Raw genomic sequence first — 18978 nt, 5'->3', positions numbered from 1 at the left:
AGTCCATTGCGGCGGTCCGGCGTCCCGGTAAATCCGCTCCTACAAAGACTGTTCAGAACAGGTCGATCGGTGCTGCCTCATCCGCTGGCAGCGGGCTGCCTGGAGCAGTGCCGTTACCCAGTTCGTTCACCGACGGCGGCGTGTCTTCTGCCTTGAACAGCTCGAAATAGGCATTAGGCGTATCCGGCGTTGCCGCCCGGCCGCTGACCGGGTCGATGCGCAGGCTCAGAATGCCCTCAGGCTCTGCCGGGGTGTGATTAGGCTTGTCCTTGAGGGCCGGGCCCATGAAGTTCATCCAGATTGGCAGTGCCACGGTGCCGCCGTACTCGCGGCGCCCCAGGGTTTCAGGCTGATCGAAGCCGCTCCAGACGGTGGTCACCAGGTCGGCGTTGTAACCGGAGAACCAGGCATCTTTGGACTCGTTGGTGGTACCGGTCTTGCCTGCCAGGTCCGTACGGCCCAGTGCCAGGGCGCGTCGCCCGGTACCGCGCTTGATCACGTCCTGCAGCATGCTGGTGAGAATATAGGTGGTGCGCCCGTCAATGATGCGCTCGGCAATTGCCGGAGGCTGGGCGGCAGCGTTGCCTGTGTTTGCGGCGGCTTCACCGGGGAACTGCACGCTGATCGGCGCCTCGGGCGCGGCAATGCCTGCCTCGACCTGCTCGCCTGTCTGCGGTACGCGGGGCGGGTTGGCGGTAAACAGGGTTTCGCCGTTGCGGCTTTCGATGCGCTCGATCAGGTACGGGGTGATCTTGTAGCCACCGTTGGCAAAGGTGCTCCAGCCTGTGGCGATTTCCATCGGCGTCAGGGTCGCGGTGCCCAGGGCCAGCGACAGGTTGGGCGGCAGGTCCTGCTTGTTGAAACCGAACTTGGTGATGTAGTCGATGGTCCGGCCGACACCCATGGCTTGCAAGAGGCGGATCGACACCAGGTTGCGCGACTTGTACAGCGCTTCACGCATGCGGATCGGGCCGAGGAAGGTATTGGTGTCGTTCTTCGGGCGCCAGACCTTGTCCAGGTACTCGTCGACGAACACGATCGGCGCATCGTTGACCAGGCTGGCGGCGGTGTAGCCACTGTCCAGTGCTGCGCTGTAGACGAATGGCTTGAAGCTGGAGCCAGGCTGGCGCTTGGCCTGCATGGCGCGGTTGTAGTTGCTCTGCTCGAAGGAGAATCCGCCAACCAGGGCGCGGATGGCGCCGGTGTTCGGGTCCAGCGAAACCAGTGCGCTTTGCGCACCGGGGACCTGGCTGAACTTCAGGCTGCCGTCATCCAGGCGCTGTACACGGACCAGGTCGCCGACCTTGGCCACATCGGCAGGTTGTTGCGGGGCGCGGCCCTGGCTGTTGGTATTGAGGAACGGGCGGGCCCACTTCATCGTTTCCCAGGCCACGGCTTCCTGTTCGCCGCTGCGGGTCAGTACGCGCAGCCCGGTCTTGTCGACGTGGGTGACAATTACCGGCTCAAGGCCGCCAAGTGGGCGTTGCTTGCCCAGTTCCTGTAGCCAGGCCGCTTCGGTCTTGCCCGGAAAGCGGGCTTCAGGGCCGCGATAGCCATGGCGTTCATCGTAAGCGCTCAAGCCGTCGAGCACGGCCTTGTTGGCGATTTCCTGGAGGTTGCTCGGCACGGTGGTGGTGACGCGGAAACCTTCGGTGTAGGCGTCGCTGCCATAGCGGCCAACCATTTCTGCGCGGGCCATTTCGGCAATGTACGGGGCGCTGACTTCCGGCGTGGGTACGTGGTAGCTGGCGTTGATCGGCTCGGCCAGTGCGGCCTGGTAGCTGGCTTCGTCAATTTTGCCGAGCTTGTACATGCGCCCCAGGATCCAGTCACGACGCTCCTTGGCGCGCACCGGGTTGGCCAGCGGGTTGAAGCGCGACGGCGCCTTGGGTAGGCCGGCAATCATTGCCATCTGGGCCAGGCTGATGTCACGGATGGACTTGCCGTAGTACACCTGGGCAGCGGCTTCGATGCCGTAGGCACGGTTGCCCAGGTAGATCTTGTTGACGTACAGCTCGAGAATTTCGTCTTTGGTCAGTTCGCGCTCGATCTGCAACGCCAGCAAGATTTCGTTGGTTTTGCGCGAGAAGCTGCGTTCACTGCTGAGGAAGAAGTTTTTCGCCACCTGCATGGTGATGGTGCTGCCGCCGGTTTGGATGTGCCCGGACTTTAGCAATTGTGTTGCAGCGCGCATCAAGCTGCTGGGGTCGACCCCATAGTGATTGGCGAAATTGTCGTCTTCTGCCGAGAGCAAAGCCTGAATGAAATGAGGCGGAATGTCGGCGAAACGGATGGGAGAACGGCGCATCTCGCCGAACTCTGCGATCAGCTTTCCATCGCTGCTGTAGACCCGCAAAGGGATCTGCAACTGGATGCTTCTGAGTGCCTCTACCGAGGGCAAGCTGGGGCTAAGATACAGAAACGCGCCGCTCAGACCGAGCACGATGGCGCAAATGACTGCGACGAAAGACCACCAGAAGAACTTCAGCAGACGTATCAAGGCTTTTGGGCGTCCAGATTAAAGAGTGGGTTGCGCGCAGGGCCAGCGGACAAGGAAAAACGCTGGGCATTATAAGCATTTTTCGCGCGGCCGCGTTATCGGCGCCGCCGTCAGGGAATCAGCCAGGTTTGCCGGGGGTATGCCCCCTGTTCACCTGCAGCGATCAGGGAAAAACCGATGCTTGGACGCTTTGGCAGGGATGCCGGTTCACTTCTCGGGGTAGAAATCACCCCTCCGTTCATCAGGCTGGTGCAGCTGCAACGCCAGCGAGGCCGTTGCAGCTTGGTGACATGGGCCCTTGAGCCCTTGCCTGAGGCGCTCATGCATAACGGCTGGATTGGCGATCCCGAACAGGTCGGTGCGCTGCTGCAGCAGGCAGTTCGGCGTAGCGCCTGCACGACGCGACAGGTGGCTGTGGCGCTGCCCGGTGGGTTGGTCATCGAGAAAGTGCTGACGGTGCCGATCGGAATTGACGAGCACGCCATTGCCGGGCGTTTGCCCGCAGACGCCGGGCCGTTCATTCCCTACGCGCTCGAAGATGTGGCAATGGACTTTCAGGTCGTCGGCCCGGACCCTGACGATGCGCAGCTTCAGCGCATCAGTGTTGCAGCCTGCCATCAAGGGTTGCTGGAAGTGCTTGATGCTTGCCTCGAGTGTGCAGGGTTGCAGGTTTGCATCGTCGAGCCGGACGGACACGCGCTGCGTCGTGCTGCGCAGGTCGCCGGCGAGCCTGAGGCCCTGATTCTGCAAATTGAAGGGGATGCTCTGGTCTTTCATGAGTCGGGAGAGGGGGCGCTGCAGCGCCACGAATGCCAATTGCCGCGGCATGAAAACATGGTGCGCTCATTGGTGGCGGCTGTGGATGACTACGTGTTGTCCTATCCAGGCCGCGTGTTGCCGGCTCAAGTGCTGCTCTGCGGGGCAGGGTTGTCGGACGGGCACGTGTCCGAGCAGTTGCAGTGTCGCCTGGGTATCGATGTACGCCTGGTCAAACCCTTTACGCAGTTGGCGCAGGCCTCGTTGCTGGCCGTTGCCTGTGGCGTTGCCATGAGTGAGGGGCCGCAATGCAGGGGCTGAATCTGCTGCCTTGGCGTGAGCGCCAGCGTCAAGTTACTACCCGTCGTCTGCAGGCACAGTTGCTGGGGGTAGGTCTGGCAGCCGTGCTGATGGTCTGGCTCATCGATGTCCAGGCGAGGCAGGCCGAACATCGCCAGCGACTCGACAAGGCCTCGGTTCAGCAGGCACTTGATGTGCTCGACGGCCAGCTGGCGCGGCTGGCCCGGCAGCAGATCGAGCTCAGCCAGGTAGAGCAGCAGCTTGGCGGGCTGACCGTCCTGCAGGGCAGGCGCTGGGCGCTGGTTGACCTGTTTGAGCGTGTTCAGCGTGCAGTACCGCAGGACGTGTACCTCACGGCACTCACTCAACACGGCGAGCGCCTCAATCTTCACGGGGTGGCTCGCTCGGGTGCTCTGGTTGCACAGCTGATGCGCAAACTGGCCGATGAAGTCGGTGTAGCTGATATGCAGCAGCTCAAGGCAGTCGACGAAGGCGAGGCGTTTGAGCTGAACGTGGCGTTGAGAGGATTGCCTTGAGCAGGGTGCCACGGTTTAGCTGGCAACGCTTGGCGGTTGTCTCCGGCCCCAGGAAAGCTGCGCTGCTGGGCGTTTGCCTGGTGTTGATGCTGGCGCTGGCGTTTGTCTTCCATCTGCGTGCGCTGTTCCTGGCAATCGAGATACAAGGCGAACAGACCCAGCGCCTGCGTCTGGAACTGGCAGAAAAGGCACCTGAAGCCCAGCAGCTCGCAGTCGGTCACGCCCGCTTGATGGCGGCACAGCTAAGCCTCGAGGCGGCGCACTGGCGGCTTGCAGCGGGAGGCGAATTGGCTGGTCTGGTTGAGGACATTGCCTATCAGGGCCAGTCCCATGGTGTGTTTGTCGAACAGATGGAGCCGATACAGGAGGTGCTTCACGACCACCATATAGAAATGCCAATACAGCTTCGCGTGCGTGGCACTTATGCCGCATTGTCCGGGTTTTCTCAGGGGCTGGCACAACTGCCACGGCTCATTATCCCGCAGGAATTTGACCTGCTACCGACTGAAGGACAGGGGCCGGCAAGCCTGCAGCTACAGGTTCGCGTCAGTGCCTACCGCAGTCGCGAACAGCGGACAGCGACAGCCTTGCCTGAGTTTGAGCCGGCGCTGGCACGCCCAGTCCCAGGTGTCGTACGCAGTCCGTTCGAGCCGGCGTCAGCGACGCAGCAGCGCCAGTACCTGGAAACCTTGCCGCTCGACCAGTTCGAACTGATTGGCAGCCTTGCCCGGCGCCAGGTCCGCCATGCGTTGCTGCGCGTCGGCGGGGTGGTGCATCGTCTGCAGGTGGGTGACCGTCTGGGCCGGGACAATGGCCGGGTGACACGTATTGATGAGCATAGGGTGGAGATTGCCGAGAAGGTCTTCGTGCCGGACCTGGGATGGGTTGAGCGGCAGCGCACGTTGAGTTTGAAATCGTCCGCGCTGGCGGGCTAGCGGGACGGACCAGGGAGGTCGCAGATGGGGGCAAGGTGGTGCAGGGGGATAATTGCAGGTGTGCTTGCGGTTCAGGCTGTCGTCGCTCAGTCGGCCAATGGCAAGCCGGCTGGCGAGGAGTTGTCGCTGAACTTCCAGGACGTCGAGGTGCGCGCAGTGTTGCAGGTGCTGGCGGACTTCTCCGGGGTCAACCTGGTTGCCAGTGACTCGGTACAGGGCAAGATCACCCTGCGATTGCAGGAGGTGCCCTGGGAGCAGGCACTGGACCTGGTGCTGCGCAGCAAGGGGCTGGAAAAACGGGACGAGGGCAACGTGTTGCTGGTGGCCCCCATTGGCGAATTGAGCGGGCATGAGCGGCAGTTGCTGGAGGGGCGACAGCAGGTGGCCGGGCTGGCGCAAGTACAGCGCGAGCTGCTGTCCATTCACTATGCCAAGGCCGCGGACATCGCCACCGTGTTCCAGGCGCTGATGGTAGACGACCCGTCAACGCCAGGTCAGGGCACTCTGAGTGTCGATGACAGGACCAATACCCTGGTGGTCAGCCAGACGCCGGCGCGGCTGGACGTATTACGCCAGCTGGTCGCGCGCCTGGATGTTCCGGTGCGCCAGGTAATGATCGAGGCGCGGATCGTCGAGGCCAATGTCGGTTACGAAAGGAGCCTCGGTGTGCGCTGGGGGGCGCAGGCAAGCGTGGGGAGCGGTCTGGTTCTGGGTGGCGAGGGTACTTTTGTCGATCTGGGGGTGGAACAGGCTGGCTCAGCCGTCGGTTTGGGGCTGGTCCGGGATAATGTGCTTCTCGATCTTGAACTCAGCGCCATGGAAAAGTCCGGCAACGGCGAGATCATCTCGCAGCCCAAGGTGGTCACCGCCGACAAGCAAACCGCACGGATTCTCAAGGGCGCCGATGTCCCCTATCAGGAAACCAGCGGCAGCGGTGCCACGTCTGTGACCTTCCGCGAGGCCTCGCTGTCTTTGGAGGTAACGCCGCAGATCACCCCTGACAACCGGGTAATCATGGCGGTGAAGGTGACCAAGGATGAGCCCGATTACCTCAATGCCCTGGACCAGGTGCCTGCCATCCGCAAAAACGAGGTGAATGCCAACGTGCACATCCGCGATGGCGAGACCATCGTGATCGGCGGTGTGTACTCGACAATGCAAAGTAAAGTTGTCGACAAGGTGCCATTTTTTGGTGATCTGCCGTATGTTGGGCGGCTGTTTCGTCGCGATGTTCTACAAGAGAAAAAATCCGAGCTGCTGGTCTTCCTGACTCCGCGTATCATGAGTGACCAGGCGATTGCTGTGAGTCGTTGATTCTGTGCGAAATTTGATACTTGTGGGGCCCATGGGTGCTGGTAAAAGCACCATCGGCCGCCTGCTGGCTAAAGAGCTGCGCCTGCCGTTCAAAGATTCCGACAAGGAAATTGAATTGCGCACGGGCGCCAATATCCCGTGGATCTTCGACAAGGAAGGCGAACCGGGCTTTCGTGATCGTGAGCAGGCGATGATCGCCGAGCTGTGCGCGTTCGACGGCGTGGTCCTGGCCACCGGTGGCGGCGCCGTGATGCGCGATGCCAACCGTCAGGCCCTGCACGCCGGGGGGCGTGTGGTGTATCTGCATGCCTCGGTCGAGCAGCAGGTCGGGCGTACGGCGCGTGATCGCAACCGACCGTTGCTGCGCACGGCCAACCCGGAAGCAACGCTGCGGGCACTGCTGGAAGTCCGTGATCCGCTCTACCGCGAGATCGCCGACCTGGTGGTGGAAACCGACGAACGGCCACCGCGAATGGTCGTGCTCGACATTCTCGAGCGGTTGCAGAAGTTGCCGCCCCGTTAAGCCAGGACTATCCTCGGCGACCAGTCATGCCGTGACAGGGCACACCGTTATCGCGCGGGTCGACGCATCGATACCGCGCCTTGTTCATTGTGGGGACACATGCAGACACTAAAGGTCGAATTGGGCGAGCGCAGCTACCCGATCTACATTGGCGAAGGCCTGCTGGACCAGCCTGAGTTGCTGGCACCGCATATTGCCGGTCGGCAGGTCGCCATTGTCTCCAATGAGACGGTAGCTCCCCTCTATCTCGAACGTCTGAGCAAGACCCTGGGTGCCTACTCGGTGCTGCCGGTGGTGTTGCCTGACGGCGAAGCCTTCAAGAACTGGGAAACCCTGCAGCTGATTTTCGATGCACTGCTCACCGCACGTCACGACCGCCGTACCACCGTGGTCGCCCTGGGGGGCGGGGTGATCGGCGACATGGCCGGTTTTGCCGCTGCCTGTTACCAGCGCGGTGTGGATTTCATCCAGGTGCCGACCACTCTGCTGTCCCAGGTCGACTCCTCCGTGGGTGGCAAGACCGGCATCAACCACCCGCTGGGCAAGAACATGGTTGGCGCCTTCTATCAGCCCAATGCCGTGCTGATCGACACCGCCAGCCTCAACTCCCTGCCACCGCGTGAGCTGTCTGCCGGCCTTGCCGAAGTGATCAAGTACGGCCTGATTTGTGACGAACCGTTCCTGGGCTGGCTCGAAGCCAACATGGATGCGCTGCGCGGCCTGGAGCAAACGGCCCTGACCGAGGCGATTCGTCGCTCCTGTGCAGCCAAGGCGGCAGTGGTCGGTGCGGATGAGCGAGAGTCGGGCGTGCGCGCCACACTCAACCTTGGGCACACCTTCGGTCACGCGATCGAGACCCACATGGGGTATGGTGTCTGGCTACATGGCGAAGCCGTGGCGGCGGGTACGGTCATGGCACTGGAGATGTCCATGCGTCTGGGCTGGATCAGTCAGCAAGCGCGTGACCGTGGCATTCGCCTATTCCAGCGTGCCGGTTTGCCGGTAGTACCGCCCGAAGCGATGACGCCCGCCCAGTTCATGGAACACATGGCGGTCGATAAAAAAGTACTCGACGGTCGTCTGCGTCTGGTTCTGCTGCGCCAAATGGGCGAAGCGGTGGTCACCGACGACTATCCGAAAGAGATTCTTCAGGCCACGTTAGCCGCGGATTACCGCGCGATCGTGGCCCAGCTTTGAGGTTGATGAGCGTCCGATGACTAGTTTGCATGCTGACGAGGCCTTTCTCGGCCATTACCAGTTGAACCACGACCCCTTTGCTGCACGGGTGCCCGGCTTCAAGTTTTTCCCGGCGCAACGTAAGCCTGTGCTGGGGCAACTGCATCACCTGGCGCGCTACAGCCAGCTGTTGCTGGTGGTCACCGGCCCGCAGGGCAGTGGCAAGACCTTGCTGCGCCAGGCACTGGTGGCCAGCACCAACAAGCAGTCGGTGCAGAGCGTAGTGGTGTCCGCGCGGGGCGCCAGCGATGCTGCCAGCGTGCTCGGTCAGGTGGCCCAGGCCCTGGGCGTTGCTCAGCCCGAGGTCCCTGAGCTGCTGGCTCAGGTGGTGCAGCTGGCACTGACCGGCCAGGAAGTCTATCTGTTGGTGGACGATGCGGAACAACTCGACGCGTCGGCACTCCAAGCCTTGCTGGAACTGGCGGCGGGTACGCCCGAAGGGCGTCCGCATGTATTCCTGTTCGGTGAGCCGTCACTGATCGCCGGGCTGGAAGAGCTGAGTGAAGACCTGGAGCGTTTCCATGTCATTGAGCTGGCGCCCTACAGCGAAGAAGAAACGCGGGAATACCTTGAGCAGCGCCTTGAGGGTGCGGGGCGAGGCATCGAGGTGTTCACCAGTGAACAGATTGTCGATATTCACCAACATTCGGACGGCTGGCCTGGAGCTATCAACCAGGTCGCTCGCGATACCTTGATCGAAGCCATGATCGCCAGCCGGACAACGGCCAAGCGACCATCAATGGGGTTCAATATGCCTAAGAAACACGTGCTGGCACTCTCTGCTGTGGTTGTCGTTGCTGTAGCGGCGGCCGTGCTGATGCCGAAAAAAAGCGACCAGGCGCCCACCGCACCGGCAGAGCAGGCTCAGCTGCCACTGGGAGAAGGTCAGCCGGGTGCTGCGCAGTCGAACAATGGCGGCCCAGCCATCGAGTTCGCCGGCAACTCGCAACCGATGCCGCTGCCGCTGGTAGGCCAGTCTCAACCGGTGATGCGTGGTCCATTGGCCGAAGCGGCTGGCATGAATGAGGGTGAGGAGGGTGGCCCGGCCGGCGATACCGCGCTGCAGCCGCCTACCGTCACTACCATTGCCCCGCCTGCTGGCGTGCAGCCAGGCCCTGCGCCTACGCCGGCACAGCCCGTTGTTGCCCAGGCTCAGCCAGTGGCGCCAGCGGCGAAGCCGGTTGCTCCGGCAGCCAGCAAACCGGTTGCGCCAGCTGCCAAACCTGCCCCGACCCAGGTTGCGACTGCCAAGCCTGCGCCGAAGCCTGCCGAGAAAGCTGCAGCCAAGCCGGCCGCCGGCGGTAGCTGGTATGCCGGACAGAAGCCGGGCAACTACGTCGTGCAAATTCTCGGCACCAGCTCCGAGTCCACGGCCCAGGCCTACGTGAATGCTCAGGGTGGCGACTATCGCTACTTCAAGAAAACCCTGCAGGGCAAACCCCTGTATGTCATCACTTATGGCAACTTCGCCAGCCGTGATGCAGCGCTGGCTGCAATCAAAGCCTTGCCAGCCAAGGTCCAGGCTGGTAAACCTTGGCCACGTACCGTCGCCAGCGTCCAACAAGAACTGGCTGCGACCCGCTGATAAAGCTGGGTGGCACTACCCCCGCCACCTGCTGAGCGACTCCTGAATTACGGTCAAGCCTGCTGCGTGAATACGCGGCAGGCTTTTCTGTCCCAGACTGCCGGCCACAAGCCCATCTTGCAGTCCAGGCTGAAACGCTTCAGACTCAAGCCATGCTGTTACCACGGCGCGCGCTTAAAAACATTCAAAAATGCGACATGGACTTGCGACATTTCGTCGTAAATTTGTGGGCTTCCCTGTCGCTGTGCAACAATGGCTCCCCTATTGCCCCCGCAAAGCTGGCATTCGTTCGGCGTGGATGGTAAGTGGTTGTACTAAAAAGAGATTTGCCTTGGTGAGAGGCGAACCTGGTGAGAAAGTGTCTATGAAAACAGGTCTGTACCATCCCGAAGAATTCAAGGATAACTGTGGTTTTGGCCTGATCGCCCATATGACGGGCGAACCCAGCCACCACCTTCTGCAAACAGCTATGCAGGCACTGACCTGCATGACCCACCGCGGTGGTATCAACGCCGACGGCAAGACCGGTGACGGTTGTGGCCTGTTGATGCAAAAGCCTGATCAGTTCCTGCGCGCGGTCGCCCAGGAACAGTTTGGCGTTGAGCTGCCCAAGCAGTACGCGGTCGGCATGGTGTTCTTCAACCAGGACGCCGGCAAGGCAGAAGCGGCACGCGAAAACATGAACCGCGAGATTCTCGCTGCGGGCTTGACCCTGGTGGGCTGGCGCAAAGTGCCGATCGACACCAGCGTGCTCGGCCGCCTGGCACTGGAACGCCTGCCGCAGATCGAACAGGTGTTCGTCGGCGGTGACGGCCTGAGCGACCAGGAATTCGCCATCAAGCTGTTCAGCGCCCGTCGTCGCTCGTCCGTAGCCAATGCTGCCGACACCGACCACTACATCTGCAGCTTTTCGCACAAGACCATCATCTATAAAGGCCTGATGATGCCGGCGGACCTCGCCGCCTTCTATCCGGACCTGGATGACGAGCGCCTGCAAACCGCAATTTGCGTGTTCCACCAGCGCTTCTCGACCAACACCCTGCCGAAATGGCCGCTGGCGCAGCCGTTCCGCTTCCTCGCCCATAACGGCGAGATCAACACCATTACCGGTAACCGCAACTGGGCCCAGGCCCGTCGGACCAAGTTCGAAAACGACCTGATCCCGGACCTGGAAGAGCTCGGCCCGCTGGTCAACCGTGTCGGCTCCGACTCTTCGAGCATGGACAACATGCTCGAGCTGATGGTGACCGGCGGCATCGACCTGTTCCGTGGCGTGCGGATGATCATTCCGCCGGCGTGGCAGAACGTCGAGACCATGGACGCCGACCTGCGCGCCTTCTACGAATACAACTCCATGCACATGGAGGCGTGGGACGGCCCGGCCGGCGTGGTACTGACCGAAGGTCGCCACGCGGTCTGCCTGCTTGACCGCAACGGCTTGCGCCCGGCGCGCTGGGTCACCACCAAGAACGGCTACATCACCCTGGCGTCGGAAATCGGCGTGTGGGACTACAAGCCTGAAGACGTTATCGCCAAGGGGCGTGTCGGCCCGGGTCAGATCTTTGCCGTGGACACCGAGACCGGCCAGATCCTCGACACCGACGCCATCGACAACCGCCTGAAGTCGCGCCACCCGTACAAGCGCTGGTTGCGCCAGAATGCCCTGCGCATCCAGGCCGACCTCAGCGACGACCAGGGCGTGGCCAGCTACGACGCCGACCAGCTCAAGCAATACATGAAGATGTTCCAGGTCACCTTCGAAGAGCGTGACCAGGTGCTGCGCCCGCTCGGCGAACAAGGCCAGGAAGCGGTCGGCTCGATGGGTGACGATACGCCGATGGCGATCCTCTCCCAGCGCGTGCGTTCGACCTACGACTACTTCCGTCAGCAGTTCGCCCAGGTCACCAACCCGCCGATCGACCCGTTGCGTGAAGCAATCGTCATGTCGCTGGAGATCTGCCTGGGTGCCGAGCGCAACATCTTCCAGGAGTCTCCCGAGCACGCTTCGCGGGTCATTCTCAGCTCGCCGGTGATTTCGCCAGCCAAGTGGCGTTCGCTGATGAACCTCGACCGCCCCGGCTTCGAGCGTCAGCTGATCGACCTCAACTACGAAGAAAGCCTGGGTCTGGAAGCCGCGGTACGCAACATCGCCGACCAGGCCGAAGAAGCCGTGCGCAGCGGCAAGACCCAACTGGTACTGAGCGACCGTCATATCGCCCCGGGCAAACTGCCGGTGCATGCCTCGCTGGCCGTCGGCGCGGTGCATCACCGCCTGACCGAACTGGGCCTGCGTTGCGACAGCAACATCCTGGTTGAAACCGCCACCGCGCGTGACCCGCATCACTTTGCCGTACTGATTGGTTTCGGTGCTTCGGCCGTGTACCCGTACCTGGCCTACGAAGTGCTGGCCGACCTGATCCGCACTGGCGAAGTGCTCGGTGACCTGGACGAAGTGTTCAAGTACTACCGCAAGGGTATCTCCAAGGGCCTGCTGAAGATCCTGTCGAAGATGGGCATCTCGACCATCGGTTCCTACCGTGGTGCGCAGCTGTTCGAGGCCGTAGGCCTGTCCGAGGAAGTTGTCGAGCTGAGCTTCCGTGGTGTTGCCAGCCGCCTCAAAGGCGCGCGCTTTGTCGACATCGAGAATGAGCAGAAGCTGCTTGCTGCTGAAGCCTGGAGCCCGCGCAAGCCGATCCAGCAAGGTGGTCTGCTGAAGTTCGTCCACGGTGGTGAGTACCACGCCTACAACCCGGATGTGGTCAACACGCTGCAGGCTGCCGTGCAGCAGGGCGACTATGCCAAGTTCAAGGAATACACGGCGCTGGTCGATTCGCGCCCGGTGTCGATGATCCGCGACCTGCTCAAGGTCAAGGTCGCCGACCAGGCCCTGGCACTGGAAGAAGTCGAGCCGTTGCAGGACATCCTCAAGCGTTTCGACTCCGCCGGTATTTCCCTCGGCGCACTGTCGCCGGAGGCACACGAAGCCCTGGCCGAAGCAATGAACCGCCTCGGTGCCCGCTCTAACTCCGGTGAGGGCGGTGAAGACCCGGCCCGCTACGGCACCATCCGTAGCTCCAAGATCAAACAAGTGGCCACCGGCCGTTTCGGTGTCACGCCGGAGTACCTGGTGAACGCCGAGGTGCTGCAGATCAAGGTCGCTCAAGGCGCCAAGCCGGGCGAAGGCGGCCAGCTGCCGGGCGGCAAGGTCAACGGCCTGATTGCCAAGCTGCGCTACGCCGTGCCTGGCGTGACCCTGATTTCGCCTCCGCCGCACCACGATATCTACTCGATCGAAGACTTGTCGCAGCTGATTTTCGACCTCAAGCAGGTCAATCCGCAGGCGCTGGTTTCGGTCAAGCTGGTGGCAGAAGCCGGTGTCGGCACCATCGCCGCCGGTGTGGCCAAGGCCTACGCCGACCTGATCACCATTTCCGGCTACGACGGTGGCACCGGCGCCTCGCCGCTGACCTCGATCAAGTACGCTGGCGCGCCGTGGGAGCTGGGTCTGGCTGAAACCCACCAGACCCTGCGCGGCAACGACCTGCGTGGCAAGGTCCGGGTGCAGACCGACGGTGGCCTGAAAACCGGCCTCGACGTGATCAAGGCGGCCATCCTTGGCGCTGAAAGCTTCGGCTTCGGCACTGCACCGATGATCGCCCTGGGCTGCAAATACCTGCGCATCTGCCACCTGAACAACTGCGCCACCGGCGTTGCGACCCAGAACGACAAGCTGCGCAAGGACCACTACATCGGTACCGTCGACATGGTGGTGAACTTCTTCACCTACGTGGCCGAAGAAACCCGCGAATGGCTGGCCAAGCTGGGCGTTCGCAGCCTCGGCGACCTGATCGGGCGTACCGACCTGCTGGAAATGCTGCCGGGTGAAACCGAGAAGCAGAAGCACCTGGACCTCAGCCCGCTGCTGGGCAGCCCGCACGTGCCGGCCGACAAACCGCAGTTTTGTGAAGTCGACCGCAACCCGCCGTTCGACAAGGGCGTGCTGGCCGAGAAGATGGTGCAGATGGCCTTGCCGGCGATCCGCGACCTGTCCGGTGGCGAATTCGAACTGGATATCTGCAACTGCGATCGCTCCATCGGCGCGCGCATTTCCGGTGAGGTTGCCCGCCTGCACGGCAACCAGGGCATGGCCAAGGCGCCGATCACCTTCCGCTTCAAGGGCACTGCCGGTCAGAGCTTCGGGGTGTGGAACGCCGGTGGTCTGAACATGTACCTCGAGGGTGATGCCAACGACTACGTCGGTAAAGGCATGACTGGCGGCAAGTTGGTCATCGTGCCGCCTGCGGGCAGTCCGTTCGCCACCCAGCACAGCGCCATTGTCGGCAACACCTGCCTGTACGGTGCCACTGGCGGCAAGCTGTTCGCCGCCGGTACCGCGGGCGAGCGCTTTGCGGTGCGTAACTCCGGTGCCCACGCGATTGTCGAAGGCACAGGCGATCACTGCTGTGAATATATGACCGGTGGTTTTGTCTGCGTACTGGGCAAGACGGGCTACAACTTCGGCTCTGGCATGACTGGCGGTTTCGCCTACGTGCTGGACATGGACAACAGCTTCGTCGACAAGCTCAACCACGAGCTGGTGGAAATCCAGCGCATCACCGGTGAGGCCATGGAGGCGTATCGCAGCCACCTGCACCGCGTGCTGACTGAGTACGTTGAAGAAACCGGCAGCGAATGGGGACGCGAGCTCTGGGAAAACCTGGACGACTACGTGCGTCGCTTCTGGCTGGTCAAGCCAAAGGCGGCCAACCTGAAGAACCTGCTGTCCAGCACCCGTGCCAACCCGCAGTGATATGCGCCTGAAGAGTTTGATGAGGTTTTGAACATGGCTGAACGTCTGAGTAATGACTTCCAGTTCATCGAGGTCGGGCGCAAGGATCCGAAGAAGAAACTGTTGCGTCAACGCAAGAAAGAGTTCGTGGAAATCTACGAGCCCTTCAAACCCCAGCAGTCGGCCGAACAGGCCCACCGCTGCCTGGGCTGTGGCAACCCGTACTGCGAGTGGAAGTGCCCGGTACACAACTTCATCCCCAACTGGTTGAAGCTGGTATCCGAAGGCAACATCCTCGCCGCCGCCGAGCTGTCGCACCAGACCAACACCCTGCCGGAAGTGTGCGGCCGGGTGTGCCCGCAGGATCGTCTGTGCGAGGGTGCCTGCACCCTCAACGACGGCTTCGGCGCGGTCACCATCGGTTCGGTGGAGAAGTACATCACCGATACCGCCTTCGCCATGGGCTGGCGTCCGGACATGTCCAAGGTCAAGCCGACCGGCAAGCGTGTCGCCATCATCGGTGCCGGCCCGGCTGGTCTGGGTTGTGCCGACGTACTGGTGCGCGGCGGCGTGGCCCCGGTGGTGTTCGACCGCAACCCGGAAATCGGTGGCCTGCTGACCTTCGGCATCCCCGAGTTCAAGCTGGAAAAGACCGTGCTGAGCAATCGTCGCGAAGTCTTCACCGGCATGGGTATCGAGTTCCGCCTCAATACCGAGGTGGGCAAGGACATCAGCATGGAACAACTGCTCGAAGAGTTCGATGCAGTATTCATGGGCATGGGCACCTACACCTACATGAAGGGCGGTTTCCCCGGTGAAGACCTGCCTGGCGTGCACGATGCCCTGGACTTCCTGGTGGCCAACGTCAACCGCAACCTGGGCTTTGAAAAGTCGCCGGAAGATTTCGTCGACATGAAAGGCAAGAAGGTCGTAGTGCTCGGTGGCGGCGATACGGCGATGGACTGCAACCGCACCTCCATCCGCCAGGGCGCCAAGGCCGTTACCTGTGCCTACCGCCGTGACGAAGCGAACATGCCGGGCTCGCGCAAAGAGGTGAAGAACGCCAAGGAAGAAGGCGTGAAGTTCCTCTACAACCGCCAGCCAATCGCCATTGTTGGTGAAGACAAGGTCGAAGGTGTGAAGGTGGTCGAGACCCGTCTCGGCGAGCCGGACGCCCGTGGCCGTCGCAGCCCCGAGCCGATCCCGGGCTCCGAAGAGATCATCCCGGCCGACGCCGTGGTCATTGCTTTCGGTTTCCGTCCGAGCCCGGCGCCATGGTTCGAGCAGTTCAGCATCCAGACCGACAGCCAGGGCCGCGTTGTGGCGCCGGAGAAGAACACCTACAAGCACCAGACCAGCAACCCGAAGATCTTCGCCGGTGGCGACATGGTCCGCGGTTCTGACCTGGTGGTGACGGCGATCTTCGAAGGGCGCAACGCCGCCGAAGGGATTCTGGACTACCTCGGCGTCTGATTGAGGCCTGTAGGAGCGGATAAATCCGCTCCTGCAATCAAGAAATCTATTGACCTGTCACAAGTCGATAGACAAAAGGCACGGTACTTACCGTGCCTTTTCCGTTGGTGTCTGAGAAAATGCCCGCACTTTTTTTCCGGATGCCGACATGACTGCCCTGAAGAACGATCGTTTCCTGCGTGCACTGCTCAAGCAACCCGTAGACGTCACGCCTGTCTGGATGATGCGCCAAGCCGGCCGCTACCTGCCGGAGTACCGCGCCAGCCGCGCCAAGGCTGGTGATTTCATGAGCCTGTGCATGAACCCGCAGTTCGCCTGTGAAGTGACCCTGCAGCCGCTGGACCGCTACCCGCTGGACGCCGCGATCCTGTTCTCCGACATCCTCACCATTCCCGACGCCATGGGCCAGGGCCTGTATTTCGAGACCGGCGAAGGTCCGCGTTTCAAGAAAGTCGTCAGTACCCTGGCCGATATCGAGGCGCTGCCGATCCCTGATCCGCAGAAAGACCTCGGCTATGTCATGGACGCGGTCAGCACCATCCGCCGCGAGCTCAATGGCCGTGTGCCGTTGATCGGCTTCTCCGGCAGCCCGTGGACGCTGGCCACTTACATGGTCGAAGGCGGCTCGTCGAAAGACTTCCGCAAAACCAAGGCCATGCTCTACGACAACCCGCAAGCCATGCACCTGCTGCTCGACAAGCTCGCGCAGTCGGTCACCAGCTACCTCAACGGCCAGATTCTGGCCGGTGCGCAGGCTGTGCAGATTTTTGATACCTGGGGCGGTAACCTGTCGGCGGCGGCATATCAGGAGTTCTCCCTGGCCTACATGCGCAAGATCGTCAGCGGCCTGATCCGCGAACACGAAGGCCGCAAGGTGCCAGTGATCCTCTTCACCAAGAACGGCGGCCTGTGGCTTGAAAGCATCGCTGACGCCGGCGCCGATGCCCTGGGCCTGGACTGGACTTGCGATATCGGTGAAGCCCGCCAGCGGGTTGGCAACAAGGTTGCCCTGCAAGGCAACATGGACCCAACTGTGCTGTACGCCAAGCCGGAAGCCATCCGTGCTGAAGTCGGGCGCATCCTGGCCAGCTATGGCAACGGCAGCGGCCACGTGTTCAACCTCGGCCATGGCATCACCCCGGAAGTCGATCCTGAGCATGCCGGTGCGTTCATCAACGCCGTGCATGAGCTGTCCGCGCAGTATCATCAGTAAGCTTTTTAGCGGTATGAAACGCCCGGCCAATGCCGGGCGTTTTGCTTTTAAGCTTCAGTTCAGCCTGCCCGGATAACCTGTCTTCATCGAAACCCGAACAGGACCTTCATCATGAAAACCCGCTATCTCGCTTTGCTGCTCGCCCCGTTGTTCAGTACCGCTGCCCTGGCCGCCGGTTACACCGGCCCGGGTGCACAACCGGTGACCACGGTTGCCGCCGCCAACGACGCCGCTGACGACACTCCGGTGGTGTTGCAGGGTTTTGTGGTGAAGAAGCTGAACAACGATGACAAGTTCGAATTCAAGGACACCACCGGCACCATCACGGTCGAGATCGACAAGGAAGACATGCCGCCGGTGGCCTTCGACGACAAGACCAAGGTCAAGCTGACCGGTGAAGTCGAGAAGCACCTGATGAGCCGTGAAGTGGATGTGGATCTGGTTGAAGTGATCAATTAAAAGACTGTTCCACCGGCAGCCCGGTTCCACCCTGTGTGGAGCCGGGCTGCCGGCGATCTTCACGCCTTGGCCGGCAATCGGCTCAGGTGCAATGCCACCAGCAAGGCCACCGCCAGCAAGCTGCCGATAAACAGACCGATGCCGTTCCAGCCGGCCTCATGCCAGAAAATGCCACCGGCCGTCCCGGCCACACTCGACCCCGCGTAATAGCTGAACAGGTACAGCGACGAGGCCTGCCCCTTGGCTTTGGTCGCGCGCCGCCCGATCCAGCTGCTGGCCACCGAATGTGCGCCAAAAAAGCCGAAGGTAAACACCAGCATGCCGACGATTACCAGCAGCAAGGGGCTGAACAGCGTCATCAACAGGCCGCCGAACATCAGTACGATGGTGCCCCAGAACACCCTGCGCCGCCCCAGCTTGTCGGCCAGGGCGCCGATTTGTGCCGAACTGTAGATACCCGACAGGTACACCACCGACAGCAGGCCGACGAGCGCCTGGCTCATGTGGTAGGGCTCGGCCAGCAGGCGGTAGCCGATGTAGTTGAACAGGGTGACGAACGCCCCCATCAGCAGGAATGCCTCAAGGAACAGCCACGGCAGGCCGGCATCGCGAAAATGCAGGGTAAAGCCTTCAAGCAGGCTGCGCGGATGCATTGAACGGGGGCGGAAGTTGCGTGATTCGGGGAGCACTTTCCAGAACACCACGGCGGCGATCAGCGCCAGGCAGCCGATTACCAGCAGGGCTGTGTGCCAGCTGACGAAATCGATCAGCACGCCGGTGATCAGCCGGCCGCTCATGCCGCCGATCGCATTGCCGCCGATGTACAGGCCCATGGCCAAGCCGATGTGTTGCGGGTGGATCTCTTCGCTGAGGTAGGTCATGGCCACCGCGGCCAGGCCGCTCAACGACAGCCCCAGCAGCGCCCGGGTCAGCAGCACGCCGTGCCAGCTGGGCATCAGTGCGCTGACGATGGTGCACAAGGCGGCGCAAAACAACGCGAAGACCATCACCGGCTTGCGGCCGATGCGATCGGAAATGGGGCCGGTGATCAACAGGCCGAAGGCCAGCATGCCCGTCGACACCGAGAGGATCAGGCTGCTTTGTGCAGCATTGATCGAATACTCATGGGACAGCATCGGCATCATCGGCTGCACGCAGTAGAGCAGTGCAAAGGTGGCGAAGCCGCCGCAGAACAAGGCCAGCACCGTGCGCAGAAAGGCCGGTGTACCTTTTTCTATCCAGCGTTCAGCAAGGGCGGCGGGGGCGTCGACAGGGAGCGGGGGAACATCGTGGACGAGTGGAGCAACAGCAGTTTTCACGGGTGACCTCGGGCGTCACAACCAGACAGGCAGTGAAAAA

Annotated in this window: 13 protein-coding genes; 11 read left to right on the top strand and 2 right to left on the bottom strand. The window is 62.0% G+C overall.

Translation table 11 applies throughout. The features are described 5' to 3' along the window. Positions 1–52: 52 nt before the first annotated feature. On the bottom strand, positions 53–2497 hold the full coding sequence (locus DM813_RS01855; RefSeq protein WP_164897203.1) for a penicillin-binding protein 1A: 2445 nt from the start codon (positions 2495–2497) through the stop codon (positions 53–55). A gap of 180 nt (positions 2498–2677) precedes the next feature. Here DM813_RS01855 and pilM point away from each other — a divergent pair, with 180 nt between their 5' ends. From pilM to DM813_RS01800, 11 genes are all read left to right on the top strand, one after another. Next, the gene (gene pilM / locus DM813_RS01850) at positions 2678–3577 is read left to right on the top strand and encodes a type IV pilus biogenesis protein PilM (protein WP_128321748.1); all 900 of its coding nucleotides are present in this window, start codon (positions 2678–2680) and stop codon (positions 3575–3577) included. After that, positions 3565–4092 carry a PilN domain-containing protein gene (locus DM813_RS01845; protein ID WP_128321747.1) on the top strand — a complete coding sequence of 176 codons (528 nt, stop codon included), beginning with the start codon at positions 3565–3567 and terminating at the stop codon, positions 4090–4092. The genes pilM and DM813_RS01845 overlap by 13 nt, the downstream gene beginning before the upstream one ends. Positions 4093–4097: 5 nt before the next feature. After that, complete coding sequence (locus tag DM813_RS01840; RefSeq protein WP_241653125.1) at positions 4098–5027, top strand: pilus assembly protein PilP; 930 nt, start codon at positions 4098–4100, stop codon at positions 5025–5027. 24 nt (positions 5028–5051) lie between these two features. Then, on the top strand, positions 5052–6341 hold the full coding sequence (locus DM813_RS01835) for a type IV pilus secretin PilQ (RefSeq protein WP_128321745.1): 1290 nt from the start codon (positions 5052–5054) through the stop codon (positions 6339–6341). Positions 6342–6345: 4 nt separating this feature from the next. Beyond that, entirely contained in the window at positions 6346–6864 is a 519-nt protein-coding gene (aroK, locus tag DM813_RS01830; RefSeq protein ID WP_128321744.1) for a shikimate kinase AroK, read from the top strand. 99 nt (positions 6865–6963) lie between these two features. After that, positions 6964–8061 carry a 3-dehydroquinate synthase gene (gene aroB / locus DM813_RS01825; RefSeq protein ID WP_128321743.1) on the top strand — a complete coding sequence of 366 codons (1098 nt, stop codon included), beginning with the start codon at positions 6964–6966 and terminating at the stop codon, positions 8059–8061. Positions 8062–8077: 16 nt separating this feature from the next. Continuing rightward, positions 8078–9685, top strand: a complete 1608-nt coding sequence (locus DM813_RS01820; protein ID WP_128321742.1) for an AAA family ATPase — start codon at positions 8078–8080, stop codon at positions 9683–9685. Positions 9686–10049: 364 nt separating this feature from the next. Beyond that, a complete protein-coding gene (gene gltB / locus DM813_RS01815) occupies positions 10050–14495 on the top strand; it encodes a glutamate synthase large subunit (RefSeq protein ID WP_128321741.1) in 4446 nt (1481 codons plus the stop codon). A gap of 33 nt (positions 14496–14528) precedes the next feature. Continuing rightward, the gene (locus tag DM813_RS01810) at positions 14529–15947 is read left to right on the top strand and encodes an FAD-dependent oxidoreductase (RefSeq protein WP_128321740.1); all 1419 of its coding nucleotides are present in this window, start codon (positions 14529–14531) and stop codon (positions 15945–15947) included. Between the two features lie 148 nt (positions 15948–16095). Beyond that, positions 16096–17160, top strand: a complete 1065-nt coding sequence (gene hemE / locus DM813_RS01805; protein WP_128321739.1) for a uroporphyrinogen decarboxylase — start codon at positions 16096–16098, stop codon at positions 17158–17160. A 111-nt stretch (positions 17161–17271) separates the two neighbouring features. Next, positions 17272–17619 carry a YgiW/YdeI family stress tolerance OB fold protein gene (locus tag DM813_RS01800; protein ID WP_128321738.1) on the top strand — a complete coding sequence of 116 codons (348 nt, stop codon included), beginning with the start codon at positions 17272–17274 and terminating at the stop codon, positions 17617–17619. Between the two features lie 59 nt (positions 17620–17678). On the opposite strand, the gene DM813_RS01795 is transcribed toward DM813_RS01800, so the two are convergent. Further along, positions 17679–18938 (bottom strand): MFS transporter, encoded by a 1260-nt coding sequence (locus DM813_RS01795; RefSeq protein ID WP_128321737.1) that lies wholly within the window; start codon positions 18936–18938, stop codon positions 17679–17681. Positions 18939–18978 lie beyond the last annotated feature (40 nt).

Source organism: Pseudomonas alkylphenolica, assembly GCF_004025535.1.
Lineage (GTDB): Bacteria > Pseudomonadota > Gammaproteobacteria > Pseudomonadales > Pseudomonadaceae > Aquipseudomonas > Aquipseudomonas alkylphenolica_A.
The sequence above is the reverse complement of the archived record's forward strand: the minus strand, read 5'-3'. Positions and strand labels throughout refer to the sequence as shown.

Coding starts and splice junctions, on each gene's coding strand:
- gltB (WP_128321741.1), top strand. CDS start 10,050: ATGAAAACAGGTCTGTACCATCCCGAAGAATTCAAGGATAACTGTGGT.
- hemE (WP_128321739.1), top strand. CDS start 16,096: ATGACTGCCCTGAAGAACGATCGTTTCCTGCGTGCACTGCTCAAGCAA.
- DM813_RS01835 (WP_128321745.1), top strand. CDS start 5,052: ATGGGGGCAAGGTGGTGCAGGGGGATAATTGCAGGTGTGCTTGCGGTT.
- aroB (WP_128321743.1), top strand. CDS start 6,964: ATGCAGACACTAAAGGTCGAATTGGGCGAGCGCAGCTACCCGATCTAC.
- DM813_RS01810 (WP_128321740.1), top strand. CDS start 14,529: ATGGCTGAACGTCTGAGTAATGACTTCCAGTTCATCGAGGTCGGGCGC.
- pilM (WP_128321748.1), top strand. CDS start 2,678: ATGCTTGGACGCTTTGGCAGGGATGCCGGTTCACTTCTCGGGGTAGAA.
- DM813_RS01845 (WP_128321747.1), top strand. CDS start 3,565: ATGCAGGGGCTGAATCTGCTGCCTTGGCGTGAGCGCCAGCGTCAAGTT.
- DM813_RS01800 (WP_128321738.1), top strand. CDS start 17,272: ATGAAAACCCGCTATCTCGCTTTGCTGCTCGCCCCGTTGTTCAGTACC.
- DM813_RS01820 (WP_128321742.1), top strand. CDS start 8,078: ATGACTAGTTTGCATGCTGACGAGGCCTTTCTCGGCCATTACCAGTTG.